General features: G+C 67.9%; 16 protein-coding genes. 11 read left to right on the top strand and 5 right to left on the bottom strand.

Annotated features, from left to right (window positions below):
• The first annotated feature begins 155 nt into the window (after positions 1-155).
• The gene (locus tag AC5P5W_RS14355; RefSeq protein ID WP_164165775.1) at positions 156-1127 is read left to right on the top strand and encodes a helix-turn-helix domain-containing protein; all 972 of its coding nucleotides are present in this window, start codon (positions 156-158) and stop codon (positions 1125-1127) included.
• A 723-nt stretch (positions 1128-1850) separates the two neighbouring features.
• Here AC5P5W_RS14355 and AC5P5W_RS14350 read toward each other — a convergent pair.
• From AC5P5W_RS14350 to AC5P5W_RS14340, 3 genes are all read right to left on the bottom strand, one after another.
• Positions 1851-3761 (bottom strand): CocE/NonD family hydrolase, encoded by a 1911-nt coding sequence (locus tag AC5P5W_RS14350; RefSeq protein ID WP_032957710.1) that lies wholly within the window; start codon positions 3759-3761, stop codon positions 1851-1853.
• Between the two features lie 216 nt (positions 3762-3977).
• Positions 3978-4364: a DUF4440 domain-containing protein gene (locus AC5P5W_RS14345; RefSeq protein WP_014647499.1), complete on the bottom strand. Its 387-nt coding sequence runs from the start codon at positions 4362-4364 to the stop codon at positions 3978-3980.
• Positions 4364-5722, bottom strand: a complete 1359-nt coding sequence (locus AC5P5W_RS14340; protein ID WP_197574934.1) for an MFS transporter — start codon at positions 5720-5722, stop codon at positions 4364-4366. The genes AC5P5W_RS14345 and AC5P5W_RS14340 overlap by 1 nt, the downstream gene beginning before the upstream one ends.
• A 105-nt stretch (positions 5723-5827) precedes the next feature.
• Here AC5P5W_RS14340 and AC5P5W_RS14335 point away from each other — a divergent pair, with 105 nt between their 5' ends.
• Entirely contained in the window at positions 5828-6724 is an 897-nt protein-coding gene (locus tag AC5P5W_RS14335) for a LysR family transcriptional regulator (protein WP_014647501.1), read from the top strand.
• Positions 6725-6822: 98 nt separating this feature from the next.
• On the opposite strand, the gene AC5P5W_RS14330 is transcribed toward AC5P5W_RS14335, so the two are convergent.
• On the bottom strand, positions 6823-9618 hold the full coding sequence (locus AC5P5W_RS14330; RefSeq protein WP_197574933.1) for a glycoside hydrolase family 3 C-terminal domain-containing protein: 2796 nt from the start codon (positions 9616-9618) through the stop codon (positions 6823-6825).
• Between the two features lie 337 nt (positions 9619-9955).
• Between AC5P5W_RS14330 and AC5P5W_RS14325 the strand changes: the two genes are divergently transcribed.
• Positions 9956-10390 carry a VOC family protein gene (locus tag AC5P5W_RS14325; protein WP_014647503.1) on the top strand — a complete coding sequence of 145 codons (435 nt, stop codon included), beginning with the start codon at positions 9956-9958 and terminating at the stop codon, positions 10388-10390.
• Between the two features lie 183 nt (positions 10391-10573).
• Positions 10574-11278 (top strand): helix-turn-helix domain-containing protein, encoded by a 705-nt coding sequence (locus AC5P5W_RS14320; RefSeq protein ID WP_197574932.1) that lies wholly within the window; start codon positions 10574-10576, stop codon positions 11276-11278.
• Between the two features lie 9 nt (positions 11279-11287).
• On the opposite strand, the gene AC5P5W_RS14315 is transcribed toward AC5P5W_RS14320, so the two are convergent.
• Positions 11288-12178, bottom strand: coding sequence for a sterol desaturase family protein (locus AC5P5W_RS14315; protein ID WP_032960191.1), 891 nt, complete (start codon positions 12176-12178; stop codon positions 11288-11290).
• Between the two features lie 132 nt (positions 12179-12310).
• On the opposite strand from AC5P5W_RS14315, the gene AC5P5W_RS14310 reads away from it, so the two are divergent.
• The 7 genes from AC5P5W_RS14310 to AC5P5W_RS14280 all read left to right on the top strand — a co-directional run bounded on the left by AC5P5W_RS14310 (position 12311) and on the right by AC5P5W_RS14280 (position 21005).
• Positions 12311-13261, top strand: coding sequence for a LysR family transcriptional regulator (locus tag AC5P5W_RS14310; RefSeq protein ID WP_197574931.1), 951 nt, complete (start codon positions 12311-12313; stop codon positions 13259-13261).
• 92 nt (positions 13262-13353) lie between these two features.
• Positions 13354-14004 (top strand): DsbA family oxidoreductase, encoded by a 651-nt coding sequence (locus AC5P5W_RS14305; RefSeq protein WP_053496081.1) that lies wholly within the window; start codon positions 13354-13356, stop codon positions 14002-14004.
• 35 nt (positions 14005-14039) lie between these two features.
• Positions 14040-15047: a cyclase family protein gene (locus AC5P5W_RS14300; RefSeq protein ID WP_049418880.1), complete on the top strand. Its 1008-nt coding sequence runs from the start codon at positions 14040-14042 to the stop codon at positions 15045-15047.
• 219 nt (positions 15048-15266) lie between these two features.
• A complete protein-coding gene (gene imuA, locus AC5P5W_RS14295) occupies positions 15267-15881 on the top strand; it encodes a translesion DNA synthesis-associated protein ImuA (protein ID WP_197574929.1) in 615 nt (204 codons plus the stop codon).
• Between the two features lie 9 nt (positions 15882-15890).
• The gene (locus AC5P5W_RS14290) at positions 15891-17300 is read left to right on the top strand and encodes a Y-family DNA polymerase (protein ID WP_046431214.1); all 1410 of its coding nucleotides are present in this window, start codon (positions 15891-15893) and stop codon (positions 17298-17300) included.
• Between the two features lie 6 nt (positions 17301-17306).
• Positions 17307-20417 (top strand): error-prone DNA polymerase, encoded by a 3111-nt coding sequence (locus AC5P5W_RS14285; RefSeq protein ID WP_032957267.1) that lies wholly within the window; start codon positions 17307-17309, stop codon positions 20415-20417.
• 81 nt (positions 20418-20498) lie between these two features.
• Entirely contained in the window at positions 20499-21005 is a 507-nt protein-coding gene (locus AC5P5W_RS14280; protein ID WP_049440952.1) for a hypothetical protein, read from the top strand.
• Positions 21006-21098 lie beyond the last annotated feature (93 nt).

Here is a 21098-nt window from a genome sequence, read left to right as displayed (position 1 = left end):
CCCTGCGAATGATTCGCAGCGACAATGGGAAACGTTTCCAGTTTCTTCGACACATTTTTTCCAACCTGGCGTTTTCCGGCCTTCCAGGCTGCCCGCTACGCGGGGCAGCACATGGGCCATGGCGCCAGCGCCTCCCCTCCTGTACGTGCCGAGCGATGTCCCGATACTTCACCTTTGCCGATTACCGCCGCTTCGGCCAACGCCACGGCTTCGATTACCGCGCTGATCCGGAACACCTGCGTGACGACCAGTGGGCCGGCCGCGGCGAAGTCAACGAACAGTTCATGCGCGGTGGCATGAGCCTGATCGCCTCCGACGTGCATAACCGGTTCCCCTATGTGGCGACCGCGCAACAGCGGCCCGGGCTCGCCATCCGCGTGATGCTGCAGGGTCAGGTCGACGTGCGTATCCCGCGACGCGGAAGTTTCACCCTGCGTGCCGGCACCGCGATGACCGCCCACCATCGCGACCAGATCGAGATGACCGGGGCGCACCCCGGCGAAACGCGCCTGCGCGGGGTCAGCGTGATCGTGCCGGGTGGCATCGACGCGGATGTTTTCCAGATGCCACAGCTGGAAAAAGCGCTTGGCACGCACCTGGAATGCCGCCACTGGGCCATTCCCCACGCCATGCTGCCGGTGCTGGGCCAGTTGTTCGACAGCCCGTGGCAGGACGGCATCGACGCGCTGTGGCGCGAAGGCGTGGCATTGCAGCTGCTGGCCCTCGGCCTGCAGGCCGAGGATCTGCAGACCGACCCGGTGCGCACGCTGCGTGCCGGCCAGCGCGAGCGCCTGGAACGGGTACGCAGTTACCTGCATGACGACCCCAGCCATGCACACAGCCTGGTCGAGCTGGCCCGGCTGGCCTGCATGAGCCCCAGCTCATTGCGCCGCCATTTTGCCCAGCAGTATGGAAGTTCGGTGTTCGACTACCTGCATGAACAGCGCATGCGCCATGCCGAACAGGGCCTGCGCGAAAACGGATGGACGGTTGAGCAGGCCGCCGCCGCCAGCGGCTACCGCCACCCCAGCAACTTCGCCGCCGCGTTCCGCAAGCGCTTCGGTCTGGTCCCCAGCCGCTGGCGTACGGGCCCATCGAAGGTGGGGGGAGGATCCCCGCTCCGGTAGGTGTCGACCTTGGTCGACACGCTCCTGCACCGTCGCCGATGCCGGCCAGCGGCCGGCACTACCAAAGCCGCCTGATTCGACATGTCATGGCTAGCCCCGGCAGGTGTCGACCTTGGTCGACACGCTCTCGCGCCGTCGCGGATGCCGGCCAGCGGCCGGCACTACCAAAGCCGCCTGATTCGACATGCCATGACTCAGCCCCGGTAGGTGTCGACCTTGGTCGACATGCTCCTGCATCGTCGCCGATGCCGGCCAGCGGCCGGCACTACCAAAGCCGCCTGATTCGACATGCCATGACTCAGCCCCGGTAGGTGTCGACCTTGGTCGACACGGTCCTGCATCGTCGCCGATGCCGGCCAGCGGCCGGCACTACCAAAGCCGCCCGATTCGACATGCCATGACTCAGCCCTGGCAGGTGTCGACCTTGGTCCACACGCTCCTGCATCGTCGCGGTAGCCGGTCAGCGGCCGGCACTACCAAAGCCGCCCGATTCGACATGTCATGACTCAGCCCCGGTAGGTGTCGACCTTGGTCGACACGGTCCTGCATCGTCGCCGATGCCGGCCAGCGGCCGGCACTACCAAAGCCGCCTGATTCGACATGTCATGGCCAGCCCTGGCAGGTGTCGACCTTGGTCGACATGCTCTCGCGCCGTCGTGGATGCCGGCCAGCGGCCGGCACTACCGCCGCCGGGCATCGCGCACCCGGCGTACCTCATCAACCTCAATACACCGGCAGATCGATGTAACTGGCCTGCGCTGCGCTGTGCCAGACCCGCTGCGTGGCCTTCTGGTAATCGCCCGGCTTGGCCAGGTAGATGTTCGGCACGTAGGTCTGCGGATTGCGGTCATACAGGGGGAACAGGCTGGACTGCACCTGCACCATCACCCGATGGCCCTTCTGGAAGGTGTGGTTGGCGTTGGGCAGGTCGAAGCGGTACGGCAGCACCTGGTTGGCGGCCAGCGGCTTCGGATCGCTGAAGCTTTCGCGGTAACGGCCACGGAAGATCGCCAGCGACACCGGCAGCTCGTAGCCACCCATCTCCGGCGTCGACGCTTCCTGGTCCGGATACACGTCGATCAGCTTCACCACCCAGTCGCTGTCGGTGCCACTGGTCGAAGCCTGCAGGTGCACCACCGGCGCGCCGCCAATGCGCAGCGGCGCGGTCAGCGGTTCGGTGATGAAGGTCAGCACGTCCGGGCGGCCATCAACGAATCGCTGGTCCTTGACCAGCCAGGTGGTCCACATGTCGCGGTCGCCGAAGCGGACCGGGCGCGGCACGAACGGTACCGGCTTGGCCGGGTCGGACACGTATTCCTCAAAGTCCCCCTCGCCCGCCGCAGGTGCCTGGAACGCCAGCTTGCCGCCGGCGCGCAGGTACAGCGGCTTGCTGCTGGCGGCACAGCCCTTGTCGCAGCTGCGCGGCCAACCCTTCAGGCGGTCCCAGTGGTTTTCGCCGGTGTTGTAGATCAGCACCGGCGGCGTATCGGCCTTCGGCGCGCCATCCACCAGGTACTGGTCGAAGAACGGCTTGAGCACATCGCGACGGAACTGCAGCGCGGTATCGCCATCGAACTTCAGCGCACCCAGCTCGCTGCCGCCGTAGTTCACCTGGCTGTGCCGCCACGGGCCCATCACCAGATAGTTGCGGTTGTTGCCGCTGTCGCGCCCTTCCATCGCCTGGTAGGCGTGGTTGGCACCCCACATGTCTTCCTGGTCCCACAGGCCCTGCAGCCACATGGTCGGCACCTTCAACGGTGTCTTGGCCATCACCGCGTCCAGCGCCTGACCCTGCCAGAAGCCATCATAGGCCGGGTGCTCGACCAGCTTCTTCCACCAGGTCAGCTGGTCCACGCCGGTGAAACGCGCGTAGTCACCGGCCGAACCGAGGCGCAGGAAGGTGCTGTAGTCGTCATAGCCGAGGCTGGGCAGCGGCGTGCCCTTGCCGCGCTTCTCGGTCTGCATTGCGAAATAGTTGAAGTTGACCTGGCGGAACGCACCGTAGTTGAGCCAGTCGTCACCCATCCAGCCATCGACCATCGGGCTCTGCGGCGCGGCCACCTTCAGTGCCGGGTGCGGGTCGGTCAGCGCCATCACCACGGTGAAACCCTCGTACGACGAGCCGAGCATGCCGACCTTGCCGTTACTCTCCGGCACATTCTTCACCAGCCAGTCGATGGTGTCCCAGGCGTCGGTGGAGTGATCCACCCTGGTGTTGTTCAACGGCCCGCGCAGCGGCCGGGTCATCACGTAATCGCCTTCGGAGCCGTACTTGCCACGGATGTCCTGGAACACGCGGATGTAACCGCCGTCGACGAACACCTCGTCGCCCTGTGGCAGCAGGTCGCGCATGCGCGGCGAATCACTGCGGTTGGCGCGGCCAGCAGCGTCGTAGGGGGTGCGGGTCAGCAGGATCGGGGCATTGCGGGCACCCTTGGGCACCACGATCACCGTATACAGCTTGGTGCCATCACGCATCGGCACCATCACCACGCGCTTGTCGTAGTCACGACCGACATCGGGGGCAACGAAGGGCTTGCCGCTGATGTCCGGGGTCATCGGCGGGGTATCGGCGGCCAGCACGGCGCTGGACAGGCAAAGGGCAATGGCTACAGCGACGGCACGCACACGCATGGACAACCCCTCCCGGCAGGAAAGCTCCAAGCCTACTCCTGCCCCGAGCCATGAAGTGTGTGCGGGCTTTGCATTCTGCGGTGGATGCAGGCAGGACTGATGGCACATGTGCGGCCAATGTGGGAGCAGTGCGTCCTGTAGAGCCGAGCCCACGCTCGGCTCAGACCGCCGCGACCTACCCGAAGAGCAGCCGAGCGTAGGCTCGGCTCTACAACATCAGGCTACCGGCACTTCATGCAGGGCCAGCCAGCGCCAGCGCCCGGTTTCCTGCCGCAGTACCGCCAGTGACTCCCGCCATGCAGGCGTGCCGCCATCGAGCGAATGCCCTTCGCGATAGCGCAGCACCGCCAGCGGTGAAGGCGCTTCCACCGCGTGCACGGCGTCGATGGAAATCCGCAGCCCGGGGCGCGCCCCGTGACCGCCCGCGAACAACGCCTGCACGGCTTGCCGATCCAATCGGCGACCCGCGATGCCGACCATGCTGAAGTCCGCGCTGAAGTGCGCCATCAGATCCTCCAGCGCATCGGCGCCGACATCGGCACGGAACCAGGCCTGCAGCTTGTCGTGCAGGTGGTGGATTTCATGTTCTGCGGTGGTATCCATCAGATGTTCTCCGGTTGCGAAAGGGTGAGCAACTGCGGCCGGCGCAGCAGCGCCATCGGCAGCAGGGTCAGTACCGCGGCCAGACCCAGCGCCATGCCGGTGCCGTGGGCCGGCAGCCATTGCATGGCCAATGCCAGCAGCAGCGCGATGGCCGCGGTGCCCAGGCAGAAGCTGAGCTGGCGGTTGAGGTTCCAGAGTGCACTGGCATCGCCCAATGCTTCGCCCTCGACCCCATGGAAGGCCAGCGTCTGCGCGGTGCTGCTGCACAGGCTGCCGCCGGCGCCCATCAGCGCGAACAGCAGCCCGGCCAACGCGAAGGCCGGCTGCGGCAGCAGCGCCATCAACAGCAGGCCGCTGGCCTGCAGGAGCATGCCCGTACGCAGTACCGTGGCCGGGCCGAAGCGCGCCAGCAGGCGCTTGCTGGCCGTGATCGCAATGGCCGAGGCCAGCGCCCAGGGCAGCATCAACGCGCCGATGCGTGCCGCGCTGTAACCGGCCTGGTGCAGCTGCAGGGTACTGACCAGCTGGCTGCCGATGAACACACCGGGCACTGCCAGATAGACCAGCATCGCCAGGCGCAGGCCCCGATGGGACAGCAGCGACCAGCGCAGCAGGGGCTGCGCCTGCTGCCGTGCATGCCGCAGGTGGGCCGCCGCCAACAGCATTGCGATCAACAGCAGTACGGCACCGGCGGCCCGATGGCCGGGTTCACCCAGCCAGGTCAGCGCCAGCAGCAGCGCGCCCAGCGCCAGCATCGCGGTGGACAGCGCATAGGCCTGCAGGCGCGGCGCACTGCGCGCGCCATCGGCCGGCATCCAGGCCAGCACCAGGCCGATCGCCACCACCGCCAACGGCAGGCTGGCCCAGAGCACGCCGCGCCAGGACAACCACTGCACCAGCAACCCGCCCAGCGCCGGCGCCAGTGCGGGCACCAGCAGCGCCACCAGCAGGATGCGGCGGGTCAGCGCGCCACGCTGGTCCGGCGTGCACTGTCGGTACGCTGCCGCCTGTGCCACCGGAATCAGCAGGCCACCGGCCAGCCCCTGCAGCAGGCGCCAGCCCAGCAGCCAGCCGATACCCGGTGCGGCGCCGGCCAGCACAGCGGCAACCGCGAACAACAGCAACGCCACCAGCAGCAGGCGACGCTCACCACAGCGCGCGGCCAACCAGGGCGCCAGCGGAATCACCACGCTCAGGCCCAGCATGTAGGCGGTGCCCACCCAGGCCAGGGTACCGACATCAGCGTGCAGTTCCGCTGCCAGTGCCGGATAGGCCACCGTGGCGATGAACATGTTGACCAGATCCAGGGCGAACACCAGCAGGAAGATCGCCTCATGGCGCAGGCGGGGGGACGGCATCGGCGGTGCTCCAGCAGAGAGACCGCCAGCATGCCGCCCGGGAGCTGTTGGAAAAACACGACAACACCTGCAACACTGTCAAATCTGTTTTGACAATGAACCGCCATGGTCAGTCTCGATCGCTTCGATATCTTCCGTGCCGTGGTCGAGGCCGGCAGCCTGACCGCAGCGGCCGATCGGCTCGGCCTGAGCCGTGCGGTGGTCAGCTTCAACCTGAAACGGCTGGAGCAGGAGCTGGGCGTGACCCTGCTGCTGCGCAGTACCCGCCACCTGGCCCTGACCGACGCTGGCGAACAGTTCCTGCAGCATTGCGTACAGGCGCTGGATGCCGCGCAGGCGGCAATCGATGCCGCGCGGCGCGACCAGCACCAGCTGCAGGGTGTGCTGCGCCTGACCACCACCCCGGAGTACGCGCAGCTTCGCCTGATTCCCGCACTGGAAGCCTTCCGTGCGCGGCATCCGGCCCTGCAGCTGCACCTGTCCACGTCTCCCGCGCCGGCAGACCTTATTCCCGAGCGCTTCGACCTGGCGATCCGTCTTGGCCGTCTGCCCGATTCGGGCCTGCATGCCAGTGAACTGGAACGGCACCCGCTGTGCGCGGTGGCGGCTCCGTCCCTGCTGGCACGCCTGCCCTCTGCCGATGCGGCCAACGACCCCGTGCAACTGGGCACCCTGCCCCGCCTGGGTTACCCGCGCCTGGCCGACGTGCCGGTGGTCGCGCCCGACGGCAGCGACGCCTTGTTTGCCACCAACCCGGGCAATGCAGTGGTGCGCGTGGATGGTGCCAGCAGCCTGCGCGCCTTCGCCGTGGCCGGCGCCGGGGTCACCGTGCTGCCACGCTGGCTGATCGAGGACGACCTGGCCCAGGACCGCCTGCGCCCGGTGCTGCGCCAGCACCGCTTCCCGCAGCAGAGCGTGTACGCGGTCTACCCGCACAGCACGCAGCCCTCGCCGAAGGTGCGGCAGCTGATCGATTTCCTGCGCGGGTGGTTCGCCATATGAAAAGGGGACGGAGGGGATTAAGTCGTTTATGCATAAACGACTTAATCCCCTCCGTCCCCTTTTTCAGGCACGGCCCTTGCAGGCCGTGCCTTCAAGCCTCAGCGCAGCACCTGCTCCACCAGCTGCACGTCCACCGTCTGCAGCGGTTCGGCGGCGTTGCGCGACAGCTGCACCTGGTAGGTGCCACCGTCGATCTTCCACTGGCGCGCCTGTGCATCGTAGTGGGCCAGCGTCTTCGGCTCGGCTTCGATGCGGATGCGGCGCTGTTCGCCCGGCTGCAGGGTCACCTTGTCATAGCCGATCAGGCGGATCGGCGTGGTGCTGCCGGCCGGCAGCTTCAGGTACAGCTGGGCCACGTCGGCACCGGCGCGCTTGCCGGTGTTGCGGATGTCGACGCTGGCGACCAGGCGCGAACCTTCCACGCTCACCTTCAGGTTGTCATAGGCGAACGAGGTGTAGGACAGGCCATGGCCAAAGGCGAAGGTCGGGGTCAGGCCCTTGGCCGCCATCCACTTGTAGCCGACGTTGGCGCCTTCGATATCGAAATCGAACACATCACCGAACGGCTTGGCCGGCTTGAAGCCGAGGCCGTCGATGTGCGGGCGCGGCAGCTGCGATTCGTCCGTCACCCAGGTCACCGGCAGGCGGCCGGACGGATTGACCTGGCCGGTCAGCAGTGCGGCAATGCCTTCGCCACCGCGGATGCCCGGGTACCAGGCCTGCAGCATCGCCGGCACCTGCGCCAGCCACGGTGTGCGCACCGGGCCGTTGGTTTCCAGCACCAGCACGGTCTTCGGGTTGGCCTTGGCCACTGCCGAGATCAGGACATCCTGGTTGTCCGGCAGCTGCATGTCCGGCAGGTCCACCGATTCGGCAGCCCACTGCGTGGCAAACACGATGGCCACATCCGCCTGCGCGGCCGCCTTGGCCGCAGCAGCGGCGTTGGTGCCATCCACATACGTGATAGTCGCGTCTGGGCGCGCCGCACGCAGCGATTCCAGCGGCGAGGACGGATGGAAGATCACCGGGCCCGGCCAGGTGGTCGGCATCACGCCGGGCACCGCGTTGGCGCCCTTGGCGGTCACGCCCACCATCGATGAACCACCGCCACCGATCACGCCCTTGTCGGCATGGCCGCCGATGATGACGATGCGCTTCACGCTGTCGGCCAGCGGCAACAGGTTGCCCTCATTGCGCAGCAGCACGCTGCCCTCCTCCACCGTGCGCTGGGCAACGGCGAAGCCGGCCTCGGCATCCACCTTCTGGTGCTGCGGCGGGTTGTCGAAGTTGCCATGCAGGAACATCGTGCGCAGGATGCGCGCCACCATGTCGTTCAGGCGCGCCTGCGGCACCACGCCGCCATGCACGGCCAGGCGCAGCGGTTCATCGAAGAACACCGCCGCGTCGAACACCTCACCGGCCGACTGCTGGTCCAGGCCGGCCAGCGCAGCCTTCGAGCCACTGTGCACGCCACCCCAGTCGGACATCACGAAACCGGGGAACTTCCATTCCTGCTTCAGCACCTGGTTCATCAGGTAGCCGTTCTCGCAGCCGTAGGTGCCGTTGATCTTGTTGTACGAGCACATCGCCACGCCCGGGCGACCGGCATCCAGCGCGATCTCGAAGGCCAACAGGTCCGACTCGTGCATGGCCTGTTCGCCAATGCGCACGTCGTGGAAGTTGCGACGGGTCTCCATGTCGTTCAGCGCGAAGTGCTTCATCGAGGAGATCACGTGCTGGCTCTGCACGCCCTGGATCAGCGCGCCAACCATCGAGCCGGCCAGCAGCGGGTCTTCGCCGGCGTACTCGAAGTTGCGGCCGTTGCGCGGGTCACGCTGCAGGTTGACGCTGCCCGACAGCAGGATATTGAAGCGCTGCTGCCACGCCTCGCGGCCCATCGTGGCGCCACCGGCGAAGGCAACTTCGCGGTTCCAGCTCGATGCGGTGGACGGGCCCGATGGCATCGCCGTGGCGAAGTCGCCCGGGCGGATGCCCCCCGGATTGGTCACGCCGACACCGGCATCGGCCGACTGCTGCGACGGGATGCCCAGCCGCGGTACGCCCGGCACGAAGCCGGCCGAACCGACCGCACCTTCCGGCAGTGGGCCGCCGTCCTTGCCCAGCCCGAAGTAGCTGTGCAGCATCTGGAACTTCTCATCCTCGGTCATCGCCTTCAGCAGCAGCGCAGCGCGCGCATCGGCGTTGAGCGTGGTGTCCATCCACGGCGTGTCGCCGTGCTTGTCGGCGGCATAGGCCAGGGTCAGCAGGGTGGCACGCAGCGTGCTGCCTTCCACCTTGAACGGCGCGCTGCTGGCGGCCTGGAAGCCGTCGCTGAAATAGCTGGCATCGGCTTCCAGCGCCACACGCGCCGGATCGAAGCCTGCGGCCTTGGCCGATTCACCGGCCACCGCGCCGAGCAGCACCGCCGGTGCACCCAGCCGTGAACGGGTGACCAGCGCCGGCAGCTGCGCCGCACCTGCACCGGCATCGGTATAGACCGCCACAGTGTGGCGGCCATCGTCCAGCCGCAGGTAGTTCAGGCCCGGCTGGTCGGGGCCGGATTCAGCGGCGATCGGCAGCCGGGTCAGAACAGCCTGGCCGCGCTGGGTCTGGCCATCGTCCTTGCCGGCGGCAATGAAGCGGTACTCGTAGCCCAGGCCATCGGCCAGCACCTGCAGCGGATCGACCTGGCCGATGCCGCGCTGCACCTGGCGCACGCTCACCGCGTCCACCTTCAGGCTCTTCAGTTGCGCGGCCAGCGCCGGCATCGCCTCGGCGTGGGGCGCCTGTTCCAGGGTCAGCACAGTGAACGCGGCCGGGTCGGCCCAGGCCGGAGCGGCCAGTGCGGCAGACAGGGCCAGAGACAGTGCAAGCGGTTTTGTAAACGTTTTCATCGGCAGGCGTAATTCCGTTGCCAAGGCAATCGGTCCAGGGAAAGTGCCGCCGAAGGGTGCAGCGTTCATGCCGCGCAGGGGTTGCCAGGCAACGCCCCGCAGGCCGATGGACGGGCCGGTCTGCGCGCGGGACCCTCCTCCCGGCGTGACAACCTGCCTGCCCGGGCCGCGCAGGGCGACCCAATCCTGTGAAGATTGTGCGAGGGCGTTCACACCTGTCAACAGGACCTAAGTCACAGGGGCAACCCGGCCAATGGTTATCAGTCCATCACTGGCGGTCATCAGCGCGCCGCGCGAGGCTGCTGATAATGGAGATCCCTGGCCACGAATCGAGCCCATGACCGTACATCGCGACTTCGATCATCTCTGGCGCGACCGCTGTGACACCTCCAGCCAGCGCGCACCGCGCGTGCTGATCCGGGTGTTCGTGGCCCCGGGCGAGCTGGAGCGCAGCGTGGCGTTCTACGAGCAGTTGCAGGGCGTGGTAGCCGATGCGGGGTTCCCGTTCCCGGAAGCCGGGCTGCGCCTGGCGATGGTCGGCGCCTTCCTGCTGATCGAAGGCAGCCAGGCGGCACTGGCACCGTTCACCTCGACCACGGGGACACTGCTGGTCGATGACGTTCGGCCCTATCACGACAAACTGGTCGCCGCCGGCGCCGAGATCATCTTCCCGCTGCAGGTAGTCCCGACCGGGGCGGCGTTCAATGCGGTGCATCCCGATGGCACCGTGGTTGAATACGTGCATCACCGGCCGGATCCGCACGGGCGCTGAGGGGGCGCACGGCCGGGCGGCGCCCGGCACCCGCGGTAGTGCCGGCCGCTGGCCGGCAACCTCAGAAGCAACAGCCGGAGCAAAAGCGGGCTTCCTGTGGGTTGGCGGGGGTGGGGGCCGGTTGCGGGGACGCCGTGAATCCGTCTGTCGAAATAATCGATTTCGATTGAGATTCATCCACGCATGGCGTGGATCTACAATCCCTCAATGTCCTCCCCCACCCTGCCCTGGAATGGCACGTTGCTGCTGGATGCTCACGTGGCCGTGCTGCAGGGTCATGCCGGTGACAGCGCCGCGCACGCGCACTACGCCCATCAACTGCTGCTCAGCGATGGCGCAGCCTGGAAGGTTGAGGTCGATGGCGTGCAGCAGCAAGGCCAGCGGCTGTGGCTGCCGTCATTCCAGCCGCACGCGATCCTGTTAGCGCCAGAAGCAGGCTGCACGGTGTTCCTTGAGCCGACGCATGCCAATCCCGCACAGATCCAGCAATACCTGCACGCACTGCCGGGCAACGCGCTGGAACTGCACGGCTGGCTGCCACGGCTGAGCCGCCCGCAACCGCTGGACCGCCGCGTGCAGGCGGCATTGGCCCGTATCGCCCAGCACCTGCCCGGCCCGGTGTCGGCCGCCGATATCGCCGGGGCGGCGCACCTGTCGACCAGCCAGCTGCACCGGCGTTTCCAGTCTGATCTGGCGGTGACCCTGCGCGGCTGGGTGCTGTGGCAGCGGCTGCGCCGCGCACTCATGCATCATCTGCGCGGGCACACCCTGACCGACAGTGCGCATGCCGCTGGATTCGCCGATCTGGCCCATCTGTCGCGCAGCCTGCGCCGCATGTTCGGTATCGGTGCCGCGCAGCTGCAGGGCCTGCAGCTTCACGCGGCCTGACACGGCCCATCATCCGCGCCTGCGCAGACCTTCCGGCAGCTCCGGCACCTCGCCATGCGGCAGTTCGCGGAACGGCGCCAGCAGCTGTCCCGGATAATCGCGCGGATAGTCCGGTTGGCTGCCGATGCCGAGGTCGCGCTGCTGCAGCCGATAGCCCGGCGCATCGAAGGCGGTCCCCAGCAGGTGATCCCAGACGGTCAGGAACAAGCCGAAGTTGACGTCGCCAGCGGTGCCGTAACGCATGTGGTGGAAGCGGTGCAGCGGCGCCCACGCCATCACCCGGCCCAGCAGGCCCGGGCGCATGTCCACGTTGGAGTGCTGCAGCAGCAGTTGGATGGCAATGGCGAAGGCCAGCACCGCAGCCACCGGCATCGGCAGGCCCAACAGCAGCAGCGGCAGTACGCCGCCCACTGCTTCGGCCGCCTGGTGCAGCGGATGCTTCATCAAGCCGTTGAAGCCGTACATGCGGGTGACGCTGTGATGCACCGCGTGCAACCGCCACAGCCAGCCGATGCGATGGCTGGCGTAGTGCACCAGGGTAATGCCAAGGTCGGCGCAGACGATGGCCAGCAGTACCTGCAGAACGAACGGCCACTGCAGCGGCCACAGCTGCCACGGAAGGAGCGCTGCCAGCAGCGGCACCGCAGCGATCGACAGCAGGTTCAGGCTTTCGTTGACCAGTGCATGCAGGGTGTCACGCAGACTGTCGCCGTGGTCGTGGTTGAACGCGGGGTCATACGGCCAGGCACGTTCGGCAGCGAACGAAACCGCGATGGCGACCGCCAGCAAGGCCAGCAGCCATAGCGGATCGCCATGGAGGTGGCCGACCCAGACGACGGCGGCGGCAACGAAACCGAGCAGGAACAACGGGGCATACAGGCGGAGGATCCAGTGTTTCATGGGCAACCCGGAACGTGAGGGGCCTGCATGCTGGCGCGGCACGACGGTTGCGCGCTTGAACAAACGGCGCAACCCGCCCCGCCTCGGTGGATATCCCCCCTTTGGCCGACACCGCGTTTCCCCCACCCACGGATGGCGTGGATCTACAATGGCGCCCTCATCGCGCCCGGTACCGGCATGGATTCCTTCAACCTGATGCGCGCCTTCCGCCGCATCGTCGAACGCGGCGGGCTGGCCCGCGCTGCCGAAGACCTGGGCATGTCGCCGGCCGGGCTGAGCAAGCAGTTGCGCGCGCTGGAAACGCACCTGGGCGTGGTGCTGCTGCAGCGGACCACGCGGCGCATGAGCCTGACCGAGACCGGCCACGCCTATTACCGCGAATGCTGCCGCCTGCTCGACGAATTGGACGCATTGGAACGTGGCATCGCCGAACAGCGTGGCGAGGTGGCCGGGCGCCTGCGTGTCAATGCACCGCAGTCGTTCGCACTGAGCACGCTGTCGCCGCTGCTGCCACGCTTCCTTCAACAGCATCCACAGCTGTCGCTGGACCTGGTGATGGAAGATCGCCTGCTCGATGCGGTCGGTGAGGGTTTCGATGTGTCGTTGCGGCTGCGTGCCGAGCTGGACGACTCGCGACTGGTGGCGCGCCGGCTTGCCTCGCTGCAACAGGTGCTGTGCGCTGCCCCGTCCTACCTGCGGCAGCGTCCAGCACCGCAGTCGGTGGACGATCTGCAGGTGCACAGTGTGCTGGCCTACAGCCTGTCCGACTCCCCCGGCAGCTGGCCGCTGCTCGGCCCGGATGGGCAGGTGACCATCACCCTGCCGGCACGCGTCACCGTCAACAACAGCCTGCTGCTGCGCGACCTGCTGGTGGCCGGCATGGGCATCGGCGCCCTGCCCTCGTTCCTGGCGGCACCAGCGCTGGCCCGTAGCGAACTCCAACAGGTGCTGCCCGACCACCGCTATCCGCCACGCTTCGTGCATGCGGTCTATCCCACGTCGCGCCACCTGCAACCCAAGGTGCGTGCCTTCATCGATTTCCTGCACGCCGAGCTGCCCCGCTGCGCCGGCCTGGATTCGTAACCGCCAGCGAAAACTGAGCTGCCCACGGCGCGCTGTTTCGGCCCCACCGCGCTGCCTAATCTGCCGCCTCCCCTCTCACCGATGGCAGGCAGATGTCTCCCGTTCCTTCCCCCGCCACCGCCGCGCCGGTGGTCGACTTCTTCCACGACGTGGTCTGCGGCTGGTGCTTCGTGCTGGCCCCGCGCCTGCAGCAGGTCTCGGCCGAACTCGGCATCCAGGTGCGCCATCGCAGCTTCGTGCTGCAGGACTCGCGCGCGCAGATGGTCGAGGTGTTCGGCTCGATGGAGCGCGCCAAGGCGATCATCCTGCGCCACTGGACCGACTGCGCCGCGCATGAAGACAGCGCGCGCATCGATATCGAAGGCATGCGCGCACAGGACTTCGAATATCCCTCCGGCTGGCTCGGCGCACTGGCCTGCCAGGCCGCAGGGTTGATCGGCGGCAATGATGCCCATGGCGCAATGTTCGACGCGGTGCAATGGGCGCACCTGCACCAGCACCGCAACATCGGCGACGCCGAAGTGCTGCTGGATATCGCCGAATCACTGGGCCATCCCCGTGGTGCCTTCGCTGACCACATGCGCAGCGACGCAGTACGCCAGCACGTGCAGGCCGATCGTGCCGACGCCGCTGCCCTCGGCATCCGCTCCATTCCCACCGTGATCGGCGGCAACGGCCTGCGCCTGCAGACCCTGCCGCTGCCGCAACTGCGCCAGGCCCTGGCGCCCCTGGTCGCGGCCTGAGCCGCACCCTCCCCACCCTGCAAGGAGATTCCCCCATGACCCCACGTATCCTGGCCAGCGCGCTGGCCCTGCTACTGGCCGGCACTGCGGCGTCCACCACCGTGTCCGCGCACGAACGCGTTCCCTCCGGCCAGCAGGTCGGCACCAGCCCCTGGGGGCCGAAGGACGAGATCGGCCGGCTCAACCTGATCACCGAAGCCTCGCGTGCGGCGATCCTGTCGCGGGTCAGCGGCGGCAAGGCCTATGACCTGGCCACCGACTACTACGTCGGCATGCCCAGCTGGCAGGACGCCGGCGACCCGCACTACCAGTTCTGGATGACCCACACCCCGCGCGGCACGGTGATGGATGATCCGATGGGCGTGGGCGAGAGCATGAACCTCACCCGCAGCTACACCGGCACCGCGTTCTCGATGTACAGCCACACCGGCACCCACATCGATGCGCTGAACCACTTCGGCATCCACGGAAAGATCTGGAACGGCTTCGAGGCCGACAAGCATCTCGGCGATCGTGGCTGGAATGTCACCGGCATCGAGAAATTCCCGCCGCTGATCGCGCGTGGCGTACTGATCGACGTGGCCGCCGCCAAGGGCGTGGACATGCTGCCGGACAGCTACCGCGTCACCCGCCAGGACCTGAAGGATGCGCTGGCACGCCAGCGGGTGAAGCTGCAGCAGGGCGATGTGGTGCTGATCCGTACCGGCCGCATGCGCCTGTTCGAACAGCCCAAGGCCTACATGGCCAACCCGCCGGGCATGGGCCTGGACGCGGCGCGCTTCCTGGTTGAGGACAGCGGCGCGATGATCGTCGGCGCCGACAACCTGAGCTTCGAGACCTTCCCCTCGGAGGTGGCCGACGACTACGTGCCGCTGCACACCTACCTGCTGGCCCAGCAGGGCGCGCCGATCATCGAACTGGTGGCGCTGGATGAACTGGCCCGCGACAAGGTCTACGAGTTCGCCTTCATTGGCGGCCCGCTGAAGATCCGCGGCGGCGATGCCGCGCCGCTGCGCCCGGTCGCGCTGCCGGTCCGCCCGTAACCGGGCCCTGTGGGTGCCGACCTGGCTCGGCACTCCTTTTCCACTTCAGCAACCTGAAACCCGGCCCGCCAATTTCATTAGTAATTCTACTCACAAGGCGAGTAGCATGTCTGGTCTCAGCCCCTGATACCAGCCCGCCGATACTCGCTCCATGCCTGTCGTTTCCGCCCATTCCTGCCGCTTCCAGCCCACTCGGCGCCTCCCTTGGAGGACCGGCTGATGGGCGCCGTCGTCGCCCTCGACCGGCTGCTGGACGGCCGCCAGTTGTGGCGCGGCCCGGCCCGCCAGGGGCCGGCCAGCGACAACCTGGCCAGCGGCCACCCGGCGCTGGACGCACGCCTGCCCGGCGGCGGCTGGCCGGCCAGCGGGCTGTGCGAGGTGCTGCAGGCGGCGCCGGGCGTTGGCGAACTGGCCCTGGTCTGGCCGGCGCTGGCCAGGCTGAGCCAGCGCGACCGCCCGATCGTGCTGGTCGCCCCACCCTATCGCCCGCATGCCCCGGCCTGGGCCGCGGCCGGGCTGGATCTGGCCCAGCTGCAGATCATCCACGCTGCGCCGAAGCAGGCGCTGTGGGCGGCCGAACAATGCCTGCGCTCTGCCGCCTGTGCGGCGGTGCTGTGCTGGCCGCACCAGGCCGACGATCGCGCCCTGCGCCGGCTGCAGGTCGCCGCCGACAGCGGCCAGTGCCTGGGCTTCGTGTTCCGCGAGGCGCAGGCAGCGCGCAACCCCTCCCCGGCCAGCCTGCGCCTGCAGCTCGACCACGGCCAGGTAAGGGTGCTGAAGTGCCGTGGCGGCCTGCCACCCGCGCAGCCGTTGCCACTGGCCATCACCCACTGAGGCCGCGCCATGCACTGGGCCTGCCTGTTGTTGCCGCAGCTGGCGCTGGACAGCGTGCTGCGCCTGCAGCCGGACCCCCAGCGGCCACTGGTGCTGCTGCAGGGCCCAGCGCAGCGCCGCGTGCTGCGTGCGGTCAGCCCGGCCGCGCGCGCAGCAGGGCTGCGCCCGGGCATGCTGCTGTCGGCCGCGCAGGTGCTGGTGCAGGACATGCACCTGCACGACTACGACCCTGACGCGGAACAGCACACCCGGCAGCTGCTGGCCAGCTGGGCCTACGCCTACAGCTCGCAGGTCAGCCTCGATTTCCCGCATGCACTGGTGCTGGAAATCGGCGCCAGCCGTGCCCTGTTCGGTGACTGGCTGACGATCGAAAAGCGCCTGCGCAACGAACTGCATGAACTCGGTTTCCGCCACCGCCTGGTGGCGGCGCCCACGGCGCATGCCGCGCGCGTGCTGGCCAACGTCCACGACGGCCTCGGCATCGATGCGCAGCAGCTGCCAGCGGCACTGGCGCAGCTACCCTTGCCGCGCTGCGGCCTGCCCAGCGACGCGGTGACCGTGCTCGGCCGTTCCGGCCTGCGCACGCTGGGTGCGGTGCTCGAGCTGCCGCGTGACAGCCTGGCCCGGCGCTTCGCACCGGAGGTACTGCAGCAGCTGGATGCACTGCGCGGCCTGCCCACCGCGCCGCTGCGCTACTACCAGCCACCGGACCGTTTCGATGCGCGCATCGAATTCGAATACGAGATCGAATCCAGCCAGGCCCTGCTGTTCCCGCTGCGCCGCCTGCTGCTGGACCTGGCCGCCTTCCTGTGTTCGCGCGATGGCGGCGTGCAGCGCTTCGACCTGCATTTCGAGCACGACCTGCTGCCGGCCAGCGTGCTGACCATCGGCCTGCTGGCCCCCGAACGCGATCCTGCGCTGCTGTTCGAGATCGCACGCAACCGCATGGAAGCGTTCGCCCTGCCGGCCGGCAGCCGCGCACTGCGCCTGCAGGCCGAGCAGCTGCCACCGTTCGTGCCCGCCGCGCGCGACCTGTTCGATACCCGGCCGGCGCAGGCGATGCCCTGGAACCAGCTGCGCGAGCGCCTGCGTGCGCGGCTGGGTGATGACGCCGTGCAACCGCTGGCGGTGCAGGCCGACCATCGCCCCGAACGCGCCAGTGGCACCCAGCCACCGGCCAAGCCCCCGTCGTACTGGCCACTGCGCCCCGGCTGGTTGCTGGACACCCCACAACCGTTGCGTGACCCGCGCCTGCGCATCGTCGCCGGGCCGGAGCGGATCGAATCGGGCTGGTGGGACCAGGCCGACGCACGCCGCGACTACTACGTGGTGGAAACCGCACACGGCCAGCGCGGCTGGGCCTTCCGTGAGCGCAACGATCCGCATGCGCCGTGGATGCTGCACGGCTGGTTCGGCTGAGCCGCCATGCACAGCGAACTGCCCGGCTACGCCGAACTGCACTGCCTGTCGGCCTTCAGTTTCCAGCGCGGTGCTTCGATCGCCGAAGAACTGTTCGCGCGCGCCGCTGGCCAGGGTTACCGGGCACTGGCGATCACCGACGAATGCTCGCTGGCCGGCATCGTGCGCGCCTGGCAGGCGGCGAAGGCGCATGGCGTGGCGCTGATCGTCGGCGCCGAATTCCAGGTCGAGGACGGCCCGAAGCTGGCCCTGCTGTGCACCGACCAGGCCGCCTATGCCGGGCTCTGCCAGTTGATCACCACCTGCCGGCGGCGCGCAGCCAAGGGCGAGTACCGCTGCCTGCGCGAGGACCTGCTCGGCCTGCCCGACGGCCTGCTGTGCCTGTGGCTGGACCGGCAACCGGCCGCCACCGACCTGGAACTGCTGCGCGCCGGCTTCAATGATCGGCTGTGGTTGGCGGTGGAGCTGCACCACGAACACGACGACGCACGCCGCCTGCAGCAGCTGCAGGCCTTCGGCCAACGCCACCGCCTGCCGCTGGTCGCCAGTGGCGACGTGCACATGCACGTGCGCCGCCGCCGCGCCCTGCAGGACACCCTGACCGCGATCCGCCACCGCTGCAGCGTGGCCGAGGCTGGCTGGCGCCTGTTCCCCAACGGCGAGCGCCATCTGCGTCCGCGCACCGCGCTGGCCCAACTGTATCCGCCCGAATTGCTGGCCGAGACCCTGCGCATCGCCGAGCGCTGCCACTTCACCCTGGAACAGCTGCAGTACACCTACCCACGCGAGCTGGTGCCCGAGGGGCATGACCCGGACAGCTGGCTGCGCGTGCTGGTCGAGCGTGGCATCCCCTGGCGCTGGAAAGGCGGCATCGAACCGAAACAACGCGAGCAGATCGAACACGAACTGGCGTTGATCAAGCAGAAGAACTACGCCTCGTACTTCCTTACCGTGCAGGACATCGTGCGCTTCGCGCGCAGCCAGGACATCCTCTGCCAGGGCCGCGGCTCGGCGGCCAACTCCGCGGTGTGCTTCGTGCTGGGCGTGACCGAGATCGACCCGGCACGCAGCAACCTGCTGTTCGAGCGCTTCATCTCCGCCGAGCGCGACGAGCCACCGGATATCGACATCGATTTCGAGCACGAGCGCCGCGAGGAAGTGCTGCAGTACGTGTTCAAGCGCTATGGCCGCGAGCGCGCCGCACTGACCGCGGTGGCAATCAGCTACCGTGGCCGCAGCGCGATCCGCGACGTGGCGCGTGCACTTGGCCTGCCAATGGACCAGGTCAACGAACTGGGCGCGGCGATGGACCACTGGGGCGGCAACATCCCATTGCCGGAAACCCTGCGCGAGCGCGGTTTCGATCCGGACACGCCCTTGATGCGGCGCCTGCTGGCGCTGACCGCCGAGCTGATCGACTTCCCGCGCCACCTGTCGCAGCACCCCGGCGGTTTCGTGATTTCCGAACATCCCCTGTCGACCCTGGTGCCGGTGGAAAACGCGGCGATGGCCGACCGCACCGTCATCCAATGGGACAAGGACGATCTGGATGCCACCGGCCTGATGAAGGTCGACTGCCTGGCGCTGGGCATGCTTACCGCCATCCGCAAGTGCCTGGCCATGCTGAAACAGCATGGCCTGCATGAAGGACGCATGGATGCGATCCCGCCCAAGGATGCAAAGACCTTCGACATGATCTGCGCCGCCGACACCATCGGCGTGTTCCAGATCGAATCGCGCGCACAGATGGCGATGCTGCCGCGCATGCAGCCACGCACGTTCTATGACCTGGTGATCGAGGTGGCAATCGTGCGCCCTGGCCCGATCCAGGGCGACATGGTGCACCCCTATCTGGAGCGGCGCCGGATCCTGCGCGAACAGGGACCGGACGCGTTGAACGACCCGGACAACCCGCTCTACCCACCGCAGCTGGAACGCGTGTTCGCACGCACGCTGGGCGTGCCATTGTTCCAGGAACAGGTGATGCAGCTGGCGGTCGAAGCAGCCGGTTACACGCCTGGCCAGGCCGATGCCCTGCGCCGTTCGATGGCGGCCTGGAAACGCCGTGGCGGCTTGGAACCGCATCGTGAAAAACTGCTGGCAGGCATGTTGAAAAACGGCTTCAGCCGCGAATACGGTGAGCACCTGTTCGAGCAGATCAAAGGGTTCGGTGATTACGGTTTCCCGGAAAGCCACGCCGCCAGCTTCGCCCTGCTGACCTATAACAGCTGCTGGCTGAAATGCCACCACCCGGCCGCATTCACTGCCAGCCTGATCAACAGCCAGCCGCTGGGTTTCTACAGTCCTGACCAGCTGCTGCAGGACGCGCGCCGGCATGGCATCCGCGTGCTTCCCGTGGACGTGCGCCACAGCGACTGGGACTGCACGCTGGATTTCAGCAGGGGCGCGGCCGCGATCCGGCTCGGCCTGCGCCTCGTCGACGGCTGCAATGAAGCGGCTGTACAGGCCATCATGCGCGAACGTGCACGGCGCCCGTTCGACGATGTGGGCGACCTGTGCCAGCGCACCGCCCTGGATCGCCGCCAGCAGGGCCTGCTGGCCGATGCCGGTGCGCTGCGCGGGCTCAGCGGCCATCGCCATCGTGCACGCTGGGATATCTCCGGCGTGGAGAACCGGCTGCCGCTGTTCGACCAGGCCCGCGCCACCGCTGAAGCACGTGTGCCGCTGCCCCTGCCCAGCGCCTGGGAGGACATGCAGGCCGATTACCGCAGCATCGGCACCACCCTCGGCCGCCACCCGATCTCGTTCCTGCGCACGCAGCTGCGCAGCCGCGGCTGCCTGGATGCCGCGCAGCTTGCGGGCCACGGCCATGGCCGTCGCGTGCGCATCGCCGGCCTGGTCCGCATGCGCCAGCGCCCGCAGACCGCCAGTGGCGTTACCTTCCTCACCCTTGAAGACGAGACCGGCATGGTCAATGCCGTGGTCTGGCGGCACCTGGCCGATCGCCAGCACCGGGTCCTGGTCGATACCCGGCTGATGCAGATCGACGGCCGCCTGGAACGCGTCGATGGCGTGCAGCATGTCATCGTGCAGCGCATGCACTGCCTGGATGAACTGTTGCAGGGGTTGCGCAGCCACAGCCGCGATTTCCATTGACGATACACAGCGTCACACAATGAACTGGCCATCGGTCGCCCGCATCCGCTATCGTCGCTGCATCCAAGGAAGGACGACACGATGCCGCGCGCACTGCTGCTGACCACGCTGGTGGTCTCCACACTCGCCCTGCTGGTTTCCGGCTGGACCGCCTGGAGCCTGCATCGCAGCCAATCGCCACAGCGCATCATCGAAGCGCGCGGGCTGATCATCCACGATGGCACGGGCCAACCCCGGGTGATCCTAGGCGCGCCGGTGCCCGACCCCCTCAGCCGGGGCCGTATCCAGGGGCCGCGCGCCACCGCCCTGTCCGGCCTGATCCTGCTCGGCCCGGATGGCTCCGAACGCGGGGGCTATGGCACCAGTGATCGCGGCGGTGAAGCCGTGCTGACCCTGGACGATGCCAATGGCACCACGGAAGTGTTCAAGGTGGTGGCCAACCCGGACCGTGGTGCCAGCCTGATGGTCAAGCACCAGAACAACACCGGCGCCATGCTCACCTCATGGCAGGGCAAGCCGGAACTGATGTTCGTCGATGACAGCGGCCAGTCCCACTACGTACGCCCGGGCGCCAACGCCGCGCCCTGATCTGCTTCTGTAGCGTCGAGCCATGCTCGACTGCTTCTACCAACAGCAGCCGAGCATGGCTCGGCTCTACAAAGGCGAAGCAACGTCGAGCAT

This window comes from Stenotrophomonas sp. YJH_SMC_123, assembly GCF_059368215.1.
This window is presented reverse-complemented; position numbering and strand designations above follow the sequence as displayed.

What these genes read in the sequence shown, in the direction of transcription:
- AC5P5W_RS14355 (WP_164165775.1), top strand. Translation starts at nt 156, where the DNA reads ATGTCCCGATACTTCACCTTTGCCGATTACCGCCGCTTCGGCCAACGC.
- AC5P5W_RS14350 (WP_032957710.1), bottom strand. Translation starts at nt 3,761, where the DNA reads ATGCGTGTGCGTGCCGTCGCTGTAGCCATTGCCCTTTGCCTGTCCAGC.
- AC5P5W_RS14345 (WP_014647499.1), bottom strand. Translation starts at nt 4,364, where the DNA reads ATGGATACCACCGCAGAACATGAAATCCACCACCTGCACGACAAGCTG.
- AC5P5W_RS14340 (WP_197574934.1), bottom strand. Translation starts at nt 5,722, where the DNA reads ATGCCGTCCCCCCGCCTGCGCCATGAGGCGATCTTCCTGCTGGTGTTC.
- AC5P5W_RS14335 (WP_014647501.1), top strand. Translation starts at nt 5,828, where the DNA reads ATGGTCAGTCTCGATCGCTTCGATATCTTCCGTGCCGTGGTCGAGGCC.
- AC5P5W_RS14330 (WP_197574933.1), bottom strand. Translation starts at nt 9,618, where the DNA reads ATGAAAACGTTTACAAAACCGCTTGCACTGTCTCTGGCCCTGTCTGCC.
- AC5P5W_RS14325 (WP_014647503.1), top strand. Translation starts at nt 9,956, where the DNA reads ATGACCGTACATCGCGACTTCGATCATCTCTGGCGCGACCGCTGTGAC.
- AC5P5W_RS14320 (WP_197574932.1), top strand. Translation starts at nt 10,574, where the DNA reads ATGGCGTGGATCTACAATCCCTCAATGTCCTCCCCCACCCTGCCCTGG.
- AC5P5W_RS14315 (WP_032960191.1), bottom strand. Translation starts at nt 12,178, where the DNA reads ATGAAACACTGGATCCTCCGCCTGTATGCCCCGTTGTTCCTGCTCGGT.
- AC5P5W_RS14310 (WP_197574931.1), top strand. Translation starts at nt 12,311, where the DNA reads ATGGCGTGGATCTACAATGGCGCCCTCATCGCGCCCGGTACCGGCATG.
- AC5P5W_RS14305 (WP_053496081.1), top strand. Translation starts at nt 13,354, where the DNA reads ATGTCTCCCGTTCCTTCCCCCGCCACCGCCGCGCCGGTGGTCGACTTC.
- AC5P5W_RS14300 (WP_049418880.1), top strand. Translation starts at nt 14,040, where the DNA reads ATGACCCCACGTATCCTGGCCAGCGCGCTGGCCCTGCTACTGGCCGGC.
- imuA (WP_197574929.1), top strand. Translation starts at nt 15,267, where the DNA reads ATGGGCGCCGTCGTCGCCCTCGACCGGCTGCTGGACGGCCGCCAGTTG.
- AC5P5W_RS14290 (WP_046431214.1), top strand. Translation starts at nt 15,891, where the DNA reads ATGCACTGGGCCTGCCTGTTGTTGCCGCAGCTGGCGCTGGACAGCGTG.
- AC5P5W_RS14285 (WP_032957267.1), top strand. Translation starts at nt 17,307, where the DNA reads ATGCACAGCGAACTGCCCGGCTACGCCGAACTGCACTGCCTGTCGGCC.
- AC5P5W_RS14280 (WP_049440952.1), top strand. Translation starts at nt 20,499, where the DNA reads ATGCCGCGCGCACTGCTGCTGACCACGCTGGTGGTCTCCACACTCGCC.